The organism is Komagataeibacter europaeus LMG 18890, from assembly GCF_000285295.1.
Taxonomy (GTDB): Bacteria; Pseudomonadota; Alphaproteobacteria; order Acetobacterales; family Acetobacteraceae; genus Komagataeibacter; species Komagataeibacter europaeus.
Genome location: NZ_CADP01000010.1, coordinates 44,763 through 62,087 on the forward strand (window position 1 = coordinate 44,763; position 17,325 = coordinate 62,087).

Sequence of the window (17,325 nt, forward strand, 5' to 3'; positions counted from 1 at the left end):
CCCGCCAGACTGCCCGCCCGCCATGGGGTCCATCCCCCCGGCGCGGCGGGTTTTTTTACAGCCTGACCCGGAAACCCACACCTGATCGCATAGCATGAACATGTCGCCGGGCAGGCTGAAACCGCCGTGCCCGCGATCATCCGGGAAGGCCCCGCCGCGGGGACCGGAGCCGTTCATATCCTGCGCGCCAGGAAACAGGACGCATCATCTGTATTGATCATAAATACAATATCAGATGATCGCTCATCGGAAATCGTTTTCCCCTTATTGGTCAGCCGATCCCGGCTGTTCAATAATGATCCGCATGCCCCATGTTTTCCCACCATCAGCCGTTGTCAGCACGACCTGATAGGTTCCGTTATTGGGAATTATAATATGGTCAAGCGGGGTATCCGTTGATGGCCAGACGATATTCCTGTCATCATAATGCTTTAACGACACGGTCATCGGCACGACCGGCGCTGCCGTGATTCCGCTTATGATGGCTGCTTTCTGAATGTCCTTGGGCAGCAGCGTCTCGATCGCCCTGACATCGATGTCGCCGCCACGGTTGGAGGGCAGGCTGAGGATGGCGGAAATGCAGGTTTCGTATTCCCTGTAGCTTTCGCTCGTGCAGGGTGTCTGGACGGTCACGCTTGCCGGGGTGCCATCCGGCAGCTTCACGTCTGCCGCATACGCATGTCCAGCCAGCAGGAGCGCCGGAACAAGGACAAAAAAGCTTTTACTCATGGTACGAGACACCTTAACGGGAAATTCAGGCAAACCTTGCAATCCTGTTCAATACCCCAAATTCATGCCCCTGCACAGGACGGGCATGGGGCCACGGGTTCATGGCCGCGTGCCATGACGGCATGCGGATCCGGTATAACTTACGTTATTTTAATAATGCCGCACATGCCGTCAACCGGCGCGCTGTGCTACACGATCCGCCCTATAACACTGAGAAACATACATTAAATAACGATGATCGTCATTGCCAGATAAAAATCGGTGTCGTTACAATTTAAGAAAACCGCATGTTATCATGGCACGATACCATCAGGTCAGTTTATGACGTCATGTGCCCGACCACCATCGGAAAGTAGTCAAGAATACAAGATAATACGTCATATTAAGAAATGCAGAGTTCTATTGTTATGAAAAAATTTACGGTTGTGCCGCTCATGTTCCTGCTGGGCGGATGTTATGGCGTTGGCTCTCAAAGACTGGACCATGATCAACTTGACTACTCCCAGGCGCTGATCGGCTCTTCCAAACAACAGACACTCCTTAACGTGGTCCGTCTGCGATATGCCGACACACCGGGCTTTCTGGACACGACCCAGCTGATTTCCGGCTACCAGTTGCAGCGTAATATTTCCATCGGCGTTGGCTCGGATTCCACTCCGGTCCGGCCTGCCGTGGCGATCGGGGCGCAGATACAGGAAAGCCCGACCTTTACCTTCCAGCCCGTTACGGGGGATGCCTATGCGCAAAGTTTCCTGCGCCCGCTTCCCCCGGGCAGCCTGCTTCCGCTGGCCATGGGGGGACTGCCCATTGATATCCTGTTCCGCCTGTCGGTCCAGTCGGTCAACCTGATCAATAATGCGGGCGCCATAGGGGGCGATGTCGGGCGCGGGTCGCCTGAATTCTTCGAACTGATCTATGATCTGCGCCGGTTGCAGATAGCGGGCCTCTTGGGCATACAACTTGAACATAGCGAGGAAATACCGGGCAAGACCCCGGCGTTTGACCGGGTGTTCCTTACGGTGTCATCGACGACCGACCCCCTTCTGGCCGACGTGGTGAAATCAACACGTCGTTTTTTTGAAATGGGCCCGAAGGATGAACGCGTGGAAGTCATATATGGGGCCGGAAGGCCACAACATGGCCAGATCAGGCTGCTTACCCGCACGATGCTTGGCGTATTGGGGCAGATTGCCTACCAGATCGACGTTCCGCAGGAAGATATTGATTCAGGACGCACCCTGCCCAAAATCATTCTGATCGGGCGCAATACGAAGCCAACGGTTTTTGTTCACGTCAGTAATGAACGGCCACGCCTTTCTTTTGTATCAATAAAATACAACAATAGATTCTACTATATCTCGGATACCGATTTTCCCAGCAAGCTCGGGTTTACAATGTTGCAGATATTGATGGAGCTTTCAAAAACCACCAAGAACCCGGGCGCCGTGCTGACCATACCGGTCAATGGGTGAATGGTACCAGTGTGTTGAATGACTGTTTCCAGCCGCCGCCGTCCTGGCCATTCATGACACACAGACAGACACCATGCTCCCCTGCCGGCATGCAGGGGACAGGACGCGGCAGGGCGTGCGGGGCCGCCTAATAACCGACGGCCGCGCCATCCTTGCGGTGGTCGGATGCGCCGCGATACACGCCCGAATGCGGGTCGATCATGATTGCCTGGTAACCGCCCATACCCAGCCCGTTGCCCGTGCTGACATCATGCCCCATGGCCTGCAGCGCGGGGCCAACGGCCTGATACAGTTCAGATTCCAGCACGACATGATTGTTCTGCTGTGAATGGGAAAACCGTGCCGCGTCGGATGCGGCCTGCGGGTTGGCCCCAAGGTCGAGCATGTTTTCCAGCACCTGCAACTGTCCCTGTGCCTGCTGGTCGCCATACATCACGCCAAGGCTTAGGAACGGCCTGCCCCCCTTCAGCACGAAGCCGGGAATGATGGTATAGAATGGCCGCTTGCCCGGCGCGATGACGTTGGGGCTTTTTTCATCAAGGCTGAACTGCGCGCCACGATTGTTCAGCAAAAAGCCGTAGCCGGGCACGGTTATGCCCGAACCGAATTCGTCATACACGCTGAATATCAGCGAGACGACATTTCCCTCGCGGTCAGCCGTGGTCAGGTACACGGTGCCCCCCACCGGGTCGCGATCCGCCGTAATGGCGGCGGCGTGGCGTGGGTCGATGCGGTGGCACTGCGACCTTGCATAGGCCTTGCCGGTCAGTTTCGCGGTCGGCACGGCAACGAAGTCCGGGTCGCCCACATACTGCCGCAGGTCGGCATAGGCGACTTTCTTCGCCTCGATCAGCAGGTGCCAGAACAGTGGGGAACGTGGCCCCTCCCCACGCGGGTTGATGCCCAGTTTCGGCCCGCACTGTTCAACGATATTCAGGGCTTCCAGCACGGCGGCGCCCTGCGTGCTGGGTGGCATTTCATAAATGTCGTAGCCGCGATAGGACGTGGTCAGCGGCCTGACCCATTGTGGCCTGACCGTGCCAAAATCCGCGGGCGTGATTGTCCCGCCCAGCGCCTGCGATTTCTTTACGATGGCATCCGCGATCGGCCCCTTGTAGAAAGCATCCGCACCGCCGTTTTCCAGCAGGCGGAATGCCCTGGCCAGATCGGGATTGCGGAACACGCCATACAGGCCCGGCGGCCTGCCATGGGGCAGATAGGTGGCGGCCGTGTCGTGGTCCTTGGCCAGCAGGCTGGCATATTCCTCCCACTCGGCTTCCACGCGTTCGCTCACGCCAAAGCCATCTTCCGCCAGGCGGGCGGCAGGTTCCAGCGTATCCTTGAACGACATGGTGCCATAACGGGCGCGAATGGCGTCCCACCCGGCCACGGTGCCGGGCACGACGGCCGAATCAATGCCCGTGTACGGAACCGTCTTCAGCCCCCGGGCGCTAAAACGTCCCGGCGTGGCGCCGGATGGCGCGCGCCCGGCGGAATCCAGCGCGACAAGCCGGTGTTCCTTTGCCACCCATGCAATCATGAACAGGTCGCCCCCGATCCCGGCGGATTCCGGTTCGACCACGTTGATGGCGGCGGCGGTTGCAATCGCGGCGTCAAAGGCATTGCCCCCGCGTTTAAGGATATCCAGCCCCACATCCGCCGCCAGCGGCTGGCTGGTCGCCACCATGCCGTGCGTGCCCAGCACTTCGGACCGTGTCTGCCCCGTCCAGCCATAGCCCCGGTCCCCACGCAGGGGATTGAACGGCACGGCAGCCTGCTTCGCCTGCGTCACAGATGCTGCATGGCCGTGCCCCGGCAACAGGGCCGTGCAGGCAAGCAGCAGCGCCGAAAACATGACGGATGGCCGCATCACGCCACCACCCCGCGCGCAACTGCCGCGCATGGGTGGCCGGGAACGAAAACCCGGCATGCCGGTGTTTGTGTGTGCAGGCATGTCCATACAACCTTTCAGCATCCGTGTGGGCAGTCGGGAAGGCATGCCCCGACCGGCTGCTACCGCCTATAATTCATTTTTGTTTAACAACAAAACCCCTGCCCCCGCATACCGGAAACAGCCGGGTTCATGGTCATGGATCATTCCCGCCGCCTGCATCCAGGCATAGGCCGTGACCGGCCCGACAAAGCGGAAGCCGCGTGCGCGCAGCGCGGCGGACATGGCGTGCGACAGGGGCGATGACGCCTGCACCGGCCCGTGATTATGCACCGGCGCATGTCCCACCATGCCCCATGCGAAGGTGGCAAGGTCCTCGCCGCGTTCACGCATGGCGATATAGGCACGGGCGTTGCCAATGGCGGCGACAATCTTGGCGCGTGCGCGGATGATGCCCGGATCGGCCAGCAGGCGCGTGATGTCGGCATCCCCGAACCGGGCCACGCGGTCGGGGTCAAACCCGGCGAAGGCCCGGCGGAACCCCGCGCGCCGTTTCAGGATCGTGCGCCATGACAGCCCGGCCTGAAAACTTTCCAGCACCAGCATTTCCCATAACTGGCGGCTGTCATGCACCGGCTGGCCCCACTCCGCGTCGTGATACGCCATCATCATGGCATCGGCCTGCGCCCAGCGGCACCGTGGGCGGCCGGGGTCAGGGGACATGGCAGCCGTGTCTGGCGGCCCATCGCCCCTGTGTGGATCGGGCATGGATGGCATGGTGGTACTCCGTCGTCCTGTCCGTATTATGTCCTATCCATCCGTTTATCACGGGGCACGCCCGTGCGCATGGGGCGCGGGGCTGCCCATCGGGGCCGGTTCGTGCCTGAACGCCGCATGCGTTCGTCCCGCGCGGGCGATGATGTCCACCACGCGCCTGCCCGTGGCAATATCCGCCATGATCCTGACAGTCCCGAAAGGACTGAATCCATGGTTTGCCGCCCTGTCCCGGCCACGCATAAAAAAACCGGGGCCGCATGATACGGCCCCGGTCGGGTCAGTCAGGGTATGATCGCGACCCTCAGTTCACGTTATCCAGGGCGTAGACCACCAGGTCATCGGTAACCGGCGTCATCATGAAGTGGTGGCCACCGGCCATGATGGCGACGTACTGCTTGCCCTTGTATTCATACGTCATGGGCGTTGCCTGTCCGCCACCGGGCAGGACATCGTTCCACACTTCCCTGCCGGTATGGATGTCGAAGGCGTGGATCATGTTGTCCGTCGTCGCCGCGACAAAGATCAGGCCACCGGCGGTAATGACCGGGCCGCCATTGTTGGGCGTGCCGATGGTCAGCGGCAGGTGGGTCGGCAGGCCGAACGGACCGTTGGCGCGCGCACTGCCCAGCGGGTGCTGCCACAGCACCTTCTGCGTGTGCATGTCGATGGCGGTGATCATGCCATAGGGCGGACGGTTGCACATCATGCCCGTGTATTCATCCCAGAACGGCGAGACCACGATACCGTACGGCGTTTCCGCCATGGCCCCGGCCCCTTCGGCGCCGCCGCCGCCGGGCTTGTAGTTGGGGTCATCCACCGGCATCAGCCCCAGCTTGTCGGCCTTCTTGCGGCTGACCAGTTGGTCATACATGGGCGTGTTGTTCCAGTTGGCGATCAGGATGCCGGTCTTTTCATCATAGGCGACGCTGCCCCAGTCGGACCCGCCGTTATAGCCGGGATATTCCAGCCACGGCTTGTCAATGCTGGGCGGCGTGAACTCACCCACATAATGCGCGCGGCGGTATTTCAGGCGGCAGTACAGCTGGTCGATGGGGGACATGCCCCACATGTCGGCTTCCTTCAGCGGGGCGAAGCCCAGGCGCGGCATGCCGACCGACCATGGCTGCGTCGGGGCGCGCGTATCCCCAGGCACCATGCCCGGCGATGGCGCGGGCCGTTCTTCCACCGGCAGCACCGGCTCACCCGTGCGGCGGTCCAGCACGAAGGTCTGGCCACGCTTGGTCGGCATGATCAGCGCGGGAACGCTGCTGCCATCAGGCTTGGTGAAGTCCATGAGTGTCGGCTGCGACCCGATGTCGTAATCCCACACGTCCTTGTGCACGGTCTGGAACACCCAGCGCGGCTCGCCCGTTTTCACGTCGATGGCGACCACGGCGGAGGACACCTTGTTTTCTTCCGGCGACCGCATGGCGCTGTAGTAATCGGCAGCGGAGTTGCCGGTCGGCACGTAAACCAGCCCCAGCGCGTTGTCGCCAATCATCGCGGCCCAGGAATTGGGGGTGCCACGGCTGTAGTGCTCGCCTTCCTTCGGCTCGCCATGTTCATGCGGGCGGTTGACGTCCCATGCCCACAGGAAGCGCCCAGTTTCGGCGTCGTAACCACGGATCACGCCCGACGGCGCCCAGCGGCGCTGGCCGTCCAGGATTTCCTGGTTGGTGATGATCGCACCATTGACGATCGGCGGGGGCGCGGTTTCGGCCACGAAGCCGGGCACGGATTCACCCATCCCCTTCATCAGGTTGACCATGCCGTGCCAGCCAAAGCCTTCGCATACCTTGCCGTCCTCGCTGTCCACCTCGATCAGGCGTTCATCCAGCGTGGCTTCAAGGATGCGGTGGTGGCAGTGCTCGCCTTCGGGCACGGTGGAGGACGTGTAGTACACCACCGCCTTGCACGCCGCCGTGTACGGAATGCTGTCGTATTTCTCATTGGCGTGGAAGTGCCAGACTTCCTTGCCCGTGGCCGGGTCGATGCGCATCATGTCGTTCATGGCCGAACACATGTACAGCCCGTCCCCCACCTTGATCGGCGTGGTTTCGGCGGCCCACTTGTTCACCTGCCCCGGCGCGGGCTTGCTGCCGGTATGGTAGATGAACGCACGCTTCAGGTGGCTGACATTGGACGGCGTGATCTGGTCCAGCGGCGAGAAGCGGGTCGCCCTGTCATCACGGCCATAGCCGGGCCAGTCATCATGCGCGGGGTTGGCCGTGACCTGCTCGACCATCGGCGTGGCCTCGCTGGGTTCGGCGGGCGGCCCGTCGGGAATGTTGGCGGCGTTCACGCCCGGCGCCTGCGGCGCGTTGGGCGACGGGGGGGAAAATGCATCCGTCGGCGGGGTGGGCGTGCCGGGGGATACGGTGGCGTTGCCATTGCCCGGCGGCTGGTCGGCAGGCGGCACCTGCGCCAGCGCGGTGACACCGGCCGTCCCGGCGATGATGGTAGCACCCAGCAGCAGGGTGCGCAGCATTGTTGTATTGGACATCATGCGACCTCCCGCACGTTGGTTGTGCGTGCGTGTTCCGCACGGCGCAGCACCGGCAGGCACAGCGCCACGCCAATGGCCAGGATGGTAGGACCAAAGACGCGCGGCAGCAGTCCCCAGCCGTCAAGGCCGACCTCCCAGAACGCCCACAGCCATGTAAAGGCGCAGGCCCCAAGGTAAAGCAGGCCACCCAGCGGGCGGCCCATGGCCATCAGCACGCCCGCGGCGGTGACCACCAGGCCGCAGACGACGTAGTAAAGCGAGCCACCAAGGAACGCGAGTTCCGCGCCCATGTATAAAAGGGGCAGGCCCAGAAGGATAATGATGACAGCAAGTAAAAGCGTCGCCCATCCCGCGGCGCTGTGTGGTTTCATGAAAGCAGACATAATGGATGTTCCTCCAGTATCATGAAGCGGAGGCTAGTCCCGCGCCTGTTAAACGCGAAAAAACGAAATCGCGAGGTTGGTCACGACTTTATTATGATTGTTTCAGCGCTGTAAGTATTCCGCCACAAAACAGCTCTCATCATGACGTATTTAGAATCCAGACCTGCTGTGGCTGCACACGAAATGTTTTTTTTACTTACCCACAACCAGATCGGGAACCATTACGGATGTCGCGCGCGCCGGCGCGACCAGGTAAAGCCCCGCCTGCCCCGCCACCCGCAGCGCGCGCGCCGTGGGGGCTGACACCGCCACCAGCCCCGGCATGATCGCCTTGTGCGCCATTTCATACGAACACCGGCTGGTGATCACGCAGAACCCGCGCCCGAAATCCAGCCCGTCCCGCAGCCCCGCCCCTACCAGCTTGTCCAGCGCGTTGTGGCGGCCCACGTCCTCGCGCACCTGCATGATCGTGCCATCCGGCGCGCACCACGCGGCGGCATGCAGCATGCGCGCGCGGGCATTGAGCACCTGCCGCCCCGGCAGCGCCGCCAGCGCCCGCCCCACCGCCGCAAGGTCGGGCGGCGCATCGGGCACATGGCGGCGCGGGCGGTCCAGCACGTCACGCGCGTCCGTGCCGCACACGCCACAACTGGTGCGTCCCGCCATCGCCCGTCGCCCGCGCGCCAGCAGGCGGTGGAAGGACGGACCGTCAATGCGCATGTCCACCCGGGCATGGTCGGCTTCCGCCCGGACCGCGACATCCTTCAGCGCCGCAAGGTCGGGGATGATCCCTTCGGTCAGGGCAAAGCCGGTGGCGAAGTCATGCAGGTCCAGCGGCGTCGCCATCATCACCCCATGCGCCATGCCGTTGAACGACAGGGTAACGGGCGTTTCCTCCGCAATGTCCAGCGTGCGCGCGTGGGCGGCGGCGCCGGGCGCATGAACCGTCATGGCGCAGGGAACGATGGCGGGCGGCAGGGATCGGGTCATGATGCGGTCCTTCGGGTGCGGGACAGGGCGTGGCCGGTCATGTTCATGAATACGCCAATCCCTTCGGCGGCATGGCGTAATGGCCGGGGCCGTACACGATGGCGGGCGGCGCGGGTGATGGCCCCGGTAACGCAGCGCAAGGGCGGCAGGCCGTTGAAAGGGCGATACCGGGCATGGTTTTGCGGTCATTCAGCCCCGCGCATGACGCCGGGCCAAGGCGTAATCGGCGGGGGTGTTGATGTTCATGAACGGGTCCGGGCCATCGGGCGGCACGGTAAAATCCACCCCGCGCGCGGCCAGTGCATCGGCCAGCGTGCGCACGCGGGTCATCTCGCGCCGGGTATCGGGCGTGATGCTGCCCAGTTGGCGGGCCAGAAGGGTGCGGCAACCCACCGGCCATGCCGCGACCAGGCTGTGGCGCTGCCCGCCACTGATGGCAAAGGACGGCGCGGGCAGCAGGCGGGGCACAAGGCCAGCGGGGATGAACGGCGTATCGCCCGGCACCGTCACCAGCACGTCGCACCCCTGCCCCGCCGCCCATTCCAGACCGGCCAGCACGCCAGCCAGCGGCCCGACGCCCGCAACCCTGTCGGCCAGCACCGGCAGGCCGTGGGCCGCGAACCGCGCCGGGTCGCCATTGGCGCTGATGGCAAGGGCGGCACAGCAGGGACGCAGGCGGGTCAGGATGCGGTCAAGGCACGTCATGTCCCCCAAGCGCAGCAACGGCTTGTCACCGCCCCCCATGCGCCGCGCCATGCCCCCGGCCATGACCAGTCCGGCCACGCGCGCCCCCGCCATCAGCGCCCGCATTGCACGCGGCGGGACAAGGCCGTACCCTGCGCCATCCCCCGCATGGGCGGGCGGGATGACGTAGTGTTCAGGGGGTGCGTTCCATGTCCCATCCACCACGACAGGCGGTGATCGGCCTGACCGGGCGCAGCGGGTCGGGCAAGACGCACCTGCTGTCGCGCCTGCTGCCAGCACTGCGCGCGCGGGGGCAGGCGGTTTCCACCATCAAGCATACGCATCATGATATCGACATCGACCGGCCGGGCAAGGATTCCTGGGTCCATCGCAATGCGGGTGCGGCCGAGGTCATGCTGGCGGCCCCCGGCCGGTGGGTGCTGCAGCACGAATGCCCCGACGCGCCACCGACCCTGCAGGATCTGCTGTCGCGCATGCGGCGCACCGACCTGGTGGTGGTCGAAGGCTTCCGCGCCACCGTTCCCGCCAGTATCGAGGTCTATCGCCCCGGCATCGGCAAGGATCCGCTGTTCAGGCATCAGGACAACATCATCGCCATCGCAACCGACACGCCCCATGACCCCACCCTGCCCGCGCACCTGCCGGTGCTGGATGTGAACGATACGGACGCAATTGCCGATTTCGCCCTGCGGCATGCCTGTCGTGTTGTCATTGAATGAAAGACGCATTGCCTTGACCAACCATCATGCAGACCAGAAAGACGTTTGGGCGCCGCTTGTTAAGACAGCGGCATGCCCCACACCACCTGCCCCGCCCGGATGGGGTTTTCCGCCGTGACCGCCAGCAGCGCATCCGCGCGGGAAAAGGCGATGATGTCGGATGCGCCAACCGTGGGCACGCGGCGGCAGCACGCGCCATCGGGGCCGTGGTGCAGGGTGACGGGGATGAACTGCGTCACACCGGCGGGGGCATCCGCCGTGAAACCGGCCGTGGCGGGAATGGCGGGCTGTGGCGTATCCGCGCCCATGACCGCGCGCAGGTAGGGCCGCACGAACATCAGCGCGCAGATGGCCGCGGCACCCGGGTTGCCGGGCAGGCAGAATATCGTCCGTCCCCCCAGTTCCAGCACCGTCAGCGGCCGGCCGGGGCGGATCGCGACGCCCCGGAACACCACATCCGCCCCCATGTCGCGCAGGATATCCAGCATATGGTCCGTGCCGCCCACCGATATGCCGCCCGTCGTGACCACCATATCCGCACCCCCGATGGCCGCGCGCAGGTGGGCAGCCTGCGCGGCCACGTCATCGGTCGGGGCGGCATGCGTGCTGACGCGCGCGCCGATGGCCCCCAGCATGGATGCCAGCATCGGGGCGTTTGAATCCGGGCACGCGCTGGCCGCCCCCGCCGCCAGTTCCGCGCCGTTGGACAGGACGGATACGCGTGGCCTGCGGGTAACCGGCACATCGCGCAGCCCCTGTGCCGCCAGCAGGGCCACATGCCGCCAGTCCAGCACCTGCCCGCGCGCGACAAGCCGCGTGCCGGTGGCGAATTCCTCCCCCTGCCTGCGGATATTCGCCCCCCGTGCCGCAAGCGGCGTGGCCGGGGCCACGGCATGACCCACAACCGCCATGCGTTCGGCCGCCATGACACAGTCGGCGCCCGCCGGGATGCGCGCCCCGGTCAGGATGGCGCGCGCATGCCCCGGCGCCAGCGGTTCGGGCCGGTCGCCCGCCACCGTGCGGCCCGCGACCGGCAGCGGCGCATGGGCCGCCATGGCGTCATGGGCGAAGGCATACCCGTCCATCGCGGAAATATCGGCAGGCGGGCGGCAGGNGCAAGGATGTCAGCCGCCGCCACCCGCCCCGTCGCCTGCGCCAGCGGCACGCGGGTCATGGGCCGCGCGCTGCCCGCCGCGCATGCCAGCACCAGCCGCAGGGCGGTGGGATAATCCACCAGCCGCGTGAAAGCGTTGCTGTTCATGACAGGGCCGGGTTTCAGGTCGGTTCGGGCTGGCTTGCGGGGTTTGCCACCGTGACGCGCACCGGTATCGACTTGGCGGCGGGGGTGCCCGCGATCTGGTCGAAATTCGTAAGCGGCAGCAGCGGGTTGAGTTCGGGGTAATATCCGGCAATCGACCCGCGCGGCATGGGGTATGGCACCACCATCAACCCGCCCACCCGGCGCTGCGTGCCGTCGGTGCTGATGGTCTCAAGGTCCGCCATCGCGCCATCCGCCAGTCCCCGCGCCGCCATGTCATCCCGGTTCATGAACACCACCATGCGGGTGTTGTACACGCCCCGGTAACGGTCGTTATTGGTATAGACGGTCGTATTGTACTGATCGTGCGAGCGGATGGTGGACAGGCGCAGCATGTCCGGGCCGCCAATGGGCGTGTCCTCGTCCAGCCCGTCGAAAAGCAGGAAATTGGCCTTGCCCGTGGGCGTGTTCCAGATCCGCTGGCGCGGCGGCACCGGCAGCGAAAAGCCCTTGCCCTGGCGGATGCGCGTGTTGAAACCGGCATACAGGTCGGGATAGACCTGCGCGATCCTGTCGCGGATCAGGTCGTAATCGTCAATGAAGGCTTCCCATTCAATCGTGCTGTCCGGCAGGGTGGCGCGTGCCATGCGGCACACGATCTCGATTTCCGAACGCAGGTCGGCGCTGGCAGGGTGCAGCACGCCGTGGGACCGCGTGACGCCGGACATCGCATCCTCGACGGTGATGAACTGCGGCCCGGTTTTCTGCATGTCGATTTCGGACCGCGCAATGACCGGCAGGATCAGCGCGTCACGTCCATGCACCAGGTGCCCGCGATTGAGCTTGGTGGCAATGCCCACGGTCAGGTCCAGCCGCGACATCGCCTCATACGCCACTGGCGTGTCGGGAATGGCATGGATGAAGTTGCCCCCCATGCCGATGAACACCTTCGCCGTGCCATCAATCATGGCCTGCACGGATTCAATCACATGGTGGCCATGTTCGCGCGGCGGGCTGAAGCCGAATGCCGCCTGAAGCCGGTCGAGGTAAAGGGTGGTCGGCTTTTCCTCAATGCCCACCGTGCGGTCGCCCTGCACGTTGGAATGGCCGCGCACGGGGCAGATCCCCGCCCCTTCCTTGCCAAAATTGCCACGCAGCATCAGCAGGTTGGCGATCTGGTGGATCACGCGCGATCCCTGCTGGTGCTGCGTCACCCCCATGCCGAAGCAGATGATGGTGGCGTTGGACGCGGCATAGATCCCGGCCACCCGGCGGATCTGTTCCTCGCTCAGGCCGGAGGTGGCGACGATATCAGGCCACCGCGTCGCCTCGATATCGGCCTTCAGGGCATCGAACCCGTCGGTATGCTCGGTAATGAAGGCGTGGTCCAGGACCGCCGGCTCCCCCCTGGCCGCAGCTTCCGCATCCATCTGGAACAGGGCCTTCATCACCCCCTTGAGGAACGCGACATCACCGCCAATGCGCACGTGACAGAATTCGCTGGCGATGGGCGTGGAACCGAAGGTCGCCATCTTGATGGGGTCCTGCGGTTCGGTAAAGCGGATCAGCGCGCGTTCGGGCATGGGGTTGACGGCCACGATCGGCGCGCCGCGCTTACGCGCATGCACCAGTTCGGTCATCATGCGCGGGCTGTTGGTGCCGGTGTTCTGGCCGATGATGAAAATGGCCTCCGCATGGGCGAAATCCGTCATCCGCACCGTGCCCTTGCCAATGCCGATGGACATGGGCAGGCCACGGCTGGTCGGTTCGTGGCACATGTTGGAACAGTCGGGGAAGTTGTTGGTGCCGAACGCGCGCACGAACACGGAATACAGGAACGCGGCCTCGTTTGACGTGCGGCCCGATGTATAGAACTCGGCCTGGTCGGGATGATCGAGCGCGCGCAGGTGCCGGCCGATCATGTCATAGGCTTCATCCCACGTGCATGGCACGTAGTGGTCACTGGCCGCGTCATAGCGCATGGGCCGGGTCAGGCGGCCCTGTTCCTCCAGCCAGTGGTCGCTGCGGGACATGAGTTCGGTTACGGTGTGGGCGGCAAAGAAATCCGCGCCGATCCTGCGCTTCGTGGCCTCGAACGCCAGCGCCTTGGCCCCGTTTTCACAGAATTCCAGTGTCTTTTCACGGTCGGGATCCGGCCATGCGCAGCTTGGGCACTTGAAGCCATCGGGATGGTTCATGGCCAGAAGCGCGCGTGATCCCTTGGCCAGTACGCTCTGTTCCATCAGCACGCGCGCGGTGGCGTTGGCCGCCCCCCACCCACCGGCGGGATGGGTATAGGGCTTGAATTCCGGTTTTTCTGACATGGCGCTCTCCCGTGTTCGCACGCAGGAAACCGCCGGGCTGGCATTATTGCAACTGCGCAAAGGCAGATTTTACCACGTATAACAGAGATTTATCTGTTGATAAGCCCCGTCTATCAACGGGCGCAACCCTATGGGCCGCATTGATTATATGTCATCATATATAGACAGTGGCGGCAATATCCACCGGGCCATCCCGGCCGGATTATACCCGGTCTGACATGATATCTCGCAGCGTGGTGCGGTCGAGCACCTGCAGGAACGCATCCAGCGACTGCGACAGCAGGCGTCGCAGGCGGCACATGTCAGCCAGCACGCAGGGCAGCCCGTTCTGCGGCTGGCACGCCACGACAGGCTGCATGTCCGCTTCCATCAGGCGTACGATATCGCCGATGATGATTTCCTGCGGCTGGCAGGGCAGCACAAGCCCACCCGACCGGCCACGACGCGTCAGCACGATCCCCTCGTTGGACAGACGGTTGACCACCTTGACCAGATGATTGTGGGAAATGCTGTGGTGGCTGGAAATCTCGTGCACGGAAACCCGCCTGTCCGCATTGCACGCCAGATAAACGAGCACGCGAATGGCGTAGTCGGTATGAAGGGTCAGGCGCATGGTATGGTGTTCACGGCCTCCCCACCCCGGCTGTCGCATGGACCTGACACGGCAGGGTGGCGGTTCCCGGCCCGGGTGGCGGGTATGACCCGGTACTGTAGCATGCGCGGCATCGGTATCCTGTGGTCAGATAGGGTGACGACGTTAATATATTATGAAAAAAGACTGTATCGGTCCGCACTGCAATAGGGAAGTATCCCGTTGCGTTTCGCATAATATATTTTTATCAAATCATAAACAAAACTTATAATTAAACCGGCAGAAAACTGCCAATTCTGTATCGTTCCTTGGGTGGATGCTTATACGCCCCATAAATAAAAAGCCAGAATGATCCATCTGCCACCGACTAATATTTTTTATGGTCCAGTATCAGGTCATGCAGCGTCACACGGTCCAGCACGGCCATGAAGGCGTTCAGCGATTTGGAAAACAGGCCGCGCAGCCGACAGGCATCCGCCAGCACGCATGGCTGCCCCCTGGCGGGCACGCAGGCCACGATCGCATGCAGGTCGGTTTCCATCAGCCGGACAATGTCGCCAATGAAGATTTCATGCGCCGTGACCGCAAGTTCCACCCCCCCGCTGCGGCCCCGCCGCGCAAGGATGATGCCATTGTTGGACAGGCGGTTGACCACCTTGACCAGATGGCTTTGTGAAATTCCATGGGTGTCGGCAATTTCCTGGATCGCAACCCGTCTACCCGGATTCTGTCCAAGGTAGACGAGGGCGCGAATGGAATAATCCGTATAAAGTGTCAGGCGCATGGCACCTCATGACGCCTGTAATGCGACTTCGGAATGATCTGGCGCAAGGATGTGCTCCGCAAGAACCAGATTTGCGGCCGAAATGGGCGGGGAAATGTAAAAACCCTGAATCCGGTCGACTTTCAGTTCGATCAGGATATCCATCTGCTCCCTGGTTTCCACCCCGCCCACGGTCACGCTCAGGCCAAAGGCATGGGCAAGTCCCGTCAGGTGCGCAATCACGTCGCGCGCGGCCGGGTTGTGTGCGATATCGGTCACCAGGCGGCGGGAAATCTTGGCCTGCGTGAAGCGGATGTCACGCAGGACCGCGATCGGCAGCGTCGCCTGCCCGAAATCATCCAGCGTCAGCTGGAAACCCAGGCTGGCCAGTTCCTGCAACCGCATCAGCACCCGGTCCGACCGGCGGCCCGCCAGCACGCTTTCGGATATTTCCAGCACATAGTCGCTGGCATTGCCGCCCTGCCGCCTGATCTCGGCTTCGAGGTCATTCTGGAACCCGACATTGAGCAGGTCGAGCCGCGACAGGTTGATGGTCAGGTTGGGATAGGTCGTCAGGCTGCTGTTCCACAGCCGCATGTCGTTCTGGAACGACTTCACCAGTCGCGGGCTCATGGCCTGCGCCAGCGTGGCGTCAAGGAACACGTCACGGAAGCTGTCCGCCGCCAGCAGCCCGCGTAGCGGATGGTGCCAGCGCAGCAGGGCCTCGATCTGGTCGCACCTGCCGGTCGCAACATTCAGGATCGGCTGGTAATACAGCTCGAACTGGTCCTTTTCCACGCCATCGCGCGCATCAGTCAGGATCTGCGCGCGTTCAAGCGCGTGCTGGTGCAGGGTGATATCGAACATCCGTGCCTGGTGCCCGCCCGCGCGCTTGGCCGCATACAGCGCGATATCCGCGTTCTTCTGCAGGGATTCGGCACTTTCCTGGCTGGCGATCGGGCTTACGCCAATGCTGCCCGACACGTTGACCATGGTATTGCCGACCTCGATCGGGGCTTCAAGTGCCGCCAGCAGCCGTTCCAGCATGGTGTTCAGCGGCGTGGTCAGCAGCGTGTGGTTGAGGATAAGCGCGAATTCATCCCCACCCAGCCGGCACACCGCGTCCTGCGGGCTGACCAGTTCAAGCAGCCGGTGCGAAATCGTCTTCAGCACCACGTCACCGGCATGGTGGCCGTGGATGTCGTTGATCTGCTTGAAACCATCAAGGTCGAACATGACCAGCATGATTTCACGGGTGATATTGCGGGCTTTTTCCTCCACCGACGCCTGCAGCACGGTGTTGAAGCCGCCACGGTTGAACAGCCCCGTCAGCGGGTCGGTCGCCGCCAGCGACTTCAGCCGGTCACGGGTGTTCATAAGCTCCGTGATCTCGAAGCGGGTCGCAACATATCCCTCCACCGCGCCAAGCGAGTTGTGCTTGGGCATGATGGTCGTCGCCACCCAGTACAGCGTCCCGTCCTTGGCGCGGTTGCAGATATTGCCACGCCAGATTTCCCCCGACCGGATGGTGCGGTACATCTGCCTGAAGAAGCTGGCGTCATGATACCCCGAATTGACGATCCGGTGCGTGGAGCCAAGCAGTTCCTCACGCGGGTATCGGCTGATCTCGCAAAAGCGGTCGTTGACGTAGGTAATCACGCCACGCACATCCGTAATGGCGACGATCAGGACATTGTCCACCACGTCGGCCCAGAAATCGGAATCCTTGTGGGTTAGCGCGCGCAGGCGATCATCGTGTTTGAGTGACATGGCGTTGCTCCATCTTTCGTCTTGAATGGATCAGGACTTGGCTTTTGCTGTGGGGAACAGCGTGGTGGTCGTCGCCTTTGCGGTGGGGGCCGGCTGTTTTTCCGTATTGTCCACGGGTTGCGCGGGTGGCGTCGCGGCATCGGCCGCCCCGGCGCGGGCGGCTTCGATTTCACGAATGACGGCAGGCGCGCCCCCCTTGCGGACCCACTGTTCCAGGTCCTGCGGGGCCAGTGGCTTGGCGAACAGGTAGCCCTGCATGACGTCACAGTTCAGTTTTTCCAGCAGTTCGCGCTGCTGTTCCGTCTCGACCCCTTCGGTCACCACCGTCATGCCCAGGCGCGAACCGATGCCGATCACCGCCATGGTCACCGCCTGCGCGTTGGTGTCGTATTCGAAATCGTTGATGAAGCTGCGGTCGATCTTGATTTCCGTCAGCGGCAGGCGCG

Annotated in this window: 16 protein-coding genes; 2 read left to right on the top strand and 14 right to left on the bottom strand. The window is 63.2% G+C overall.

Features of this window, described 5'->3' with window-relative positions; all coding sequences use genetic code 11:
* Positions 1 to 264 precede the first annotated feature (264 nt).
* A complete protein-coding gene (locus tag GEU01_RS05885) occupies positions 265 to 729 on the bottom strand; it encodes a hypothetical protein (RefSeq protein ID WP_010508327.1) in 465 nt (154 codons plus the stop codon).
* Positions 730 to 1,136: 407 nt separating this feature from the next.
* Here GEU01_RS05885 and GEU01_RS05890 point away from each other — a divergent pair, with 407 nt between their 5' ends.
* Positions 1,137 to 2,201, top strand: a complete 1,065-nt coding sequence (locus tag GEU01_RS05890) for a hypothetical protein (protein ID WP_019085324.1) — start codon at positions 1,137 to 1,139, stop codon at positions 2,199 to 2,201.
* A 127-nt stretch (positions 2,202 to 2,328) separates the two neighbouring features.
* Here the strand turns inward: GEU01_RS05890 and ggt are convergent, their stop codons facing one another.
* The 7 genes from ggt to mobA form a co-directional block, all read right to left on the bottom strand.
* A complete protein-coding gene (gene ggt / locus GEU01_RS05895) occupies positions 2,329 to 4,155 on the bottom strand; it encodes a gamma-glutamyltransferase (protein ID WP_232272418.1) in 1,827 nt (608 codons plus the stop codon).
* A gap of 66 nt (positions 4,156 to 4,221) precedes the next feature.
* Positions 4,222 to 4,869: a DNA-3-methyladenine glycosylase I gene (locus GEU01_RS05900; RefSeq protein WP_019085326.1), complete on the bottom strand. Its 648-nt coding sequence runs from the start codon at positions 4,867 to 4,869 to the stop codon at positions 4,222 to 4,224.
* Positions 4,870 to 4,917: 48 nt separating this feature from the next.
* A complete protein-coding gene (locus tag GEU01_RS27265; RefSeq protein ID WP_019085327.1) occupies positions 4,918 to 5,049 on the bottom strand; it encodes a hypothetical protein in 132 nt (43 codons plus the stop codon).
* A 121-nt stretch (positions 5,050 to 5,170) separates the two neighbouring features.
* On the bottom strand, positions 5,171 to 7,357 hold the full coding sequence (locus GEU01_RS05910; RefSeq protein WP_019085328.1) for a pyrroloquinoline quinone-dependent dehydrogenase: 2,187 nt from the start codon (positions 7,355 to 7,357) through the stop codon (positions 5,171 to 5,173).
* Positions 7,358 to 7,371: 14 nt separating this feature from the next.
* Complete coding sequence (locus GEU01_RS05915) at positions 7,372 to 7,758, bottom strand: hypothetical protein (RefSeq protein WP_010508321.1); 387 nt, start codon at positions 7,756 to 7,758, stop codon at positions 7,372 to 7,374.
* Positions 7,759 to 7,950: 192 nt separating this feature from the next.
* Complete coding sequence (gene fdhD / locus GEU01_RS05920; RefSeq protein ID WP_019085330.1) at positions 7,951 to 8,748, bottom strand: formate dehydrogenase accessory sulfurtransferase FdhD; 798 nt, start codon at positions 8,746 to 8,748, stop codon at positions 7,951 to 7,953.
* Between the two features lie 189 nt (positions 8,749 to 8,937).
* The gene (gene mobA, locus GEU01_RS05925) at positions 8,938 to 9,657 is read right to left on the bottom strand and encodes a molybdenum cofactor guanylyltransferase (RefSeq protein ID WP_019085331.1); all 720 of its coding nucleotides are present in this window, start codon (positions 9,655 to 9,657) and stop codon (positions 8,938 to 8,940) included.
* Between mobA and mobB the strand changes: the two genes are divergently transcribed.
* Entirely contained in the window at positions 9,642 to 10,172 is a 531-nt protein-coding gene (gene mobB / locus GEU01_RS05930) for a molybdopterin-guanine dinucleotide biosynthesis protein B (protein ID WP_026018542.1), read from the top strand. The two genes, mobA and mobB, sit on opposite strands and share 16 nt — an antisense overlap.
* A gap of 59 nt (positions 10,173 to 10,231) precedes the next feature.
* Here the strand turns inward: mobB and GEU01_RS22365 are convergent, their stop codons facing one another.
* The 6 genes from GEU01_RS22365 to GEU01_RS05960 form a co-directional block, all read right to left on the bottom strand.
* Complete coding sequence (locus GEU01_RS22365) at positions 10,232 to 11,227, bottom strand: molybdopterin molybdotransferase MoeA (RefSeq protein ID WP_019085333.1); 996 nt, start codon at positions 11,225 to 11,227, stop codon at positions 10,232 to 10,234.
* Between the two features lie 220 nt (positions 11,228 to 11,447).
* On the bottom strand, positions 11,448 to 13,754 hold the full coding sequence (locus GEU01_RS05940; RefSeq protein WP_019085335.1) for an FdhF/YdeP family oxidoreductase: 2,307 nt from the start codon (positions 13,752 to 13,754) through the stop codon (positions 11,448 to 11,450).
* A 202-nt stretch (positions 13,755 to 13,956) separates the two neighbouring features.
* Positions 13,957 to 14,367 (bottom strand): RrF2 family transcriptional regulator, encoded by a 411-nt coding sequence (locus GEU01_RS05945; protein WP_019085336.1) that lies wholly within the window; start codon positions 14,365 to 14,367, stop codon positions 13,957 to 13,959.
* Between the two features lie 346 nt (positions 14,368 to 14,713).
* On the bottom strand, positions 14,714 to 15,130 hold the full coding sequence (locus GEU01_RS05950; RefSeq protein WP_019085337.1) for an RrF2 family transcriptional regulator: 417 nt from the start codon (positions 15,128 to 15,130) through the stop codon (positions 14,714 to 14,716).
* Between the two features lie 6 nt (positions 15,131 to 15,136).
* Positions 15,137 to 16,879, bottom strand: a complete 1,743-nt coding sequence (locus GEU01_RS05955; RefSeq protein ID WP_019085338.1) for a putative bifunctional diguanylate cyclase/phosphodiesterase — start codon at positions 16,877 to 16,879, stop codon at positions 15,137 to 15,139.
* A gap of 30 nt (positions 16,880 to 16,909) precedes the next feature.
* A partial coding sequence (locus GEU01_RS05960; RefSeq protein WP_019085339.1) for an EAL domain-containing protein occupies positions 16,910 to 17,325 on the bottom strand: 416 nt, incomplete at its 5' end.

Coding starts and splice junctions, on each gene's coding strand:
- GEU01_RS05945 (WP_019085336.1), bottom strand. CDS start 14,367: ATGCGCCTGACCCTTCATACCGACTACGCCATTCGCGTGCTCGTTTAT.
- GEU01_RS05910 (WP_019085328.1), bottom strand. CDS start 7,357: ATGCTGCGCACCCTGCTGCTGGGTGCTACCATCATCGCCGGGACGGCC.
- fdhD (WP_019085330.1), bottom strand. CDS start 8,748: ATGACCCGATCCCTGCCGCCCGCCATCGTTCCCTGCGCCATGACGGTT.
- GEU01_RS05915 (WP_010508321.1), bottom strand. CDS start 7,758: ATGTCTGCTTTCATGAAACCACACAGCGCCGCGGGATGGGCGACGCTT.
- GEU01_RS05900 (WP_019085326.1), bottom strand. CDS start 4,869: ATGCCATCCATGCCCGATCCACACAGGGGCGATGGGCCGCCAGACACG.
- GEU01_RS22365 (WP_019085333.1), bottom strand. CDS start 11,227: ATGGCGGCCCATGCGCCGCTGCCGGTCGCGGGCCGCACGGTGGCGGGC.
- mobB (WP_026018542.1), top strand. CDS start 9,642: ATGTCCCATCCACCACGACAGGCGGTGATCGGCCTGACCGGGCGCAGC.
- GEU01_RS05890 (WP_019085324.1), top strand. CDS start 1,137: ATGAAAAAATTTACGGTTGTGCCGCTCATGTTCCTGCTGGGCGGATGT.
- GEU01_RS27265 (WP_019085327.1), bottom strand. CDS start 5,049: ATGGCGGATATTGCCACGGGCAGGCGCGTGGTGGACATCATCGCCCGC.
- GEU01_RS05885 (WP_010508327.1), bottom strand. CDS start 729: ATGAGTAAAAGCTTTTTTGTCCTTGTTCCGGCGCTCCTGCTGGCTGGA.
- GEU01_RS05955 (WP_019085338.1), bottom strand. CDS start 16,879: ATGTCACTCAAACACGATGATCGCCTGCGCGCGCTAACCCACAAGGAT.
- GEU01_RS05940 (WP_019085335.1), bottom strand. CDS start 13,754: ATGTCAGAAAAACCGGAATTCAAGCCCTATACCCATCCCGCCGGTGGG.
- ggt (WP_232272418.1), bottom strand. CDS start 4,155: ATGCCTGCACACACAAACACCGGCATGCCGGGTTTTCGTTCCCGGCCA.
- GEU01_RS05950 (WP_019085337.1), bottom strand. CDS start 15,130: ATGCGCCTGACACTTTATACGGATTATTCCATTCGCGCCCTCGTCTAC.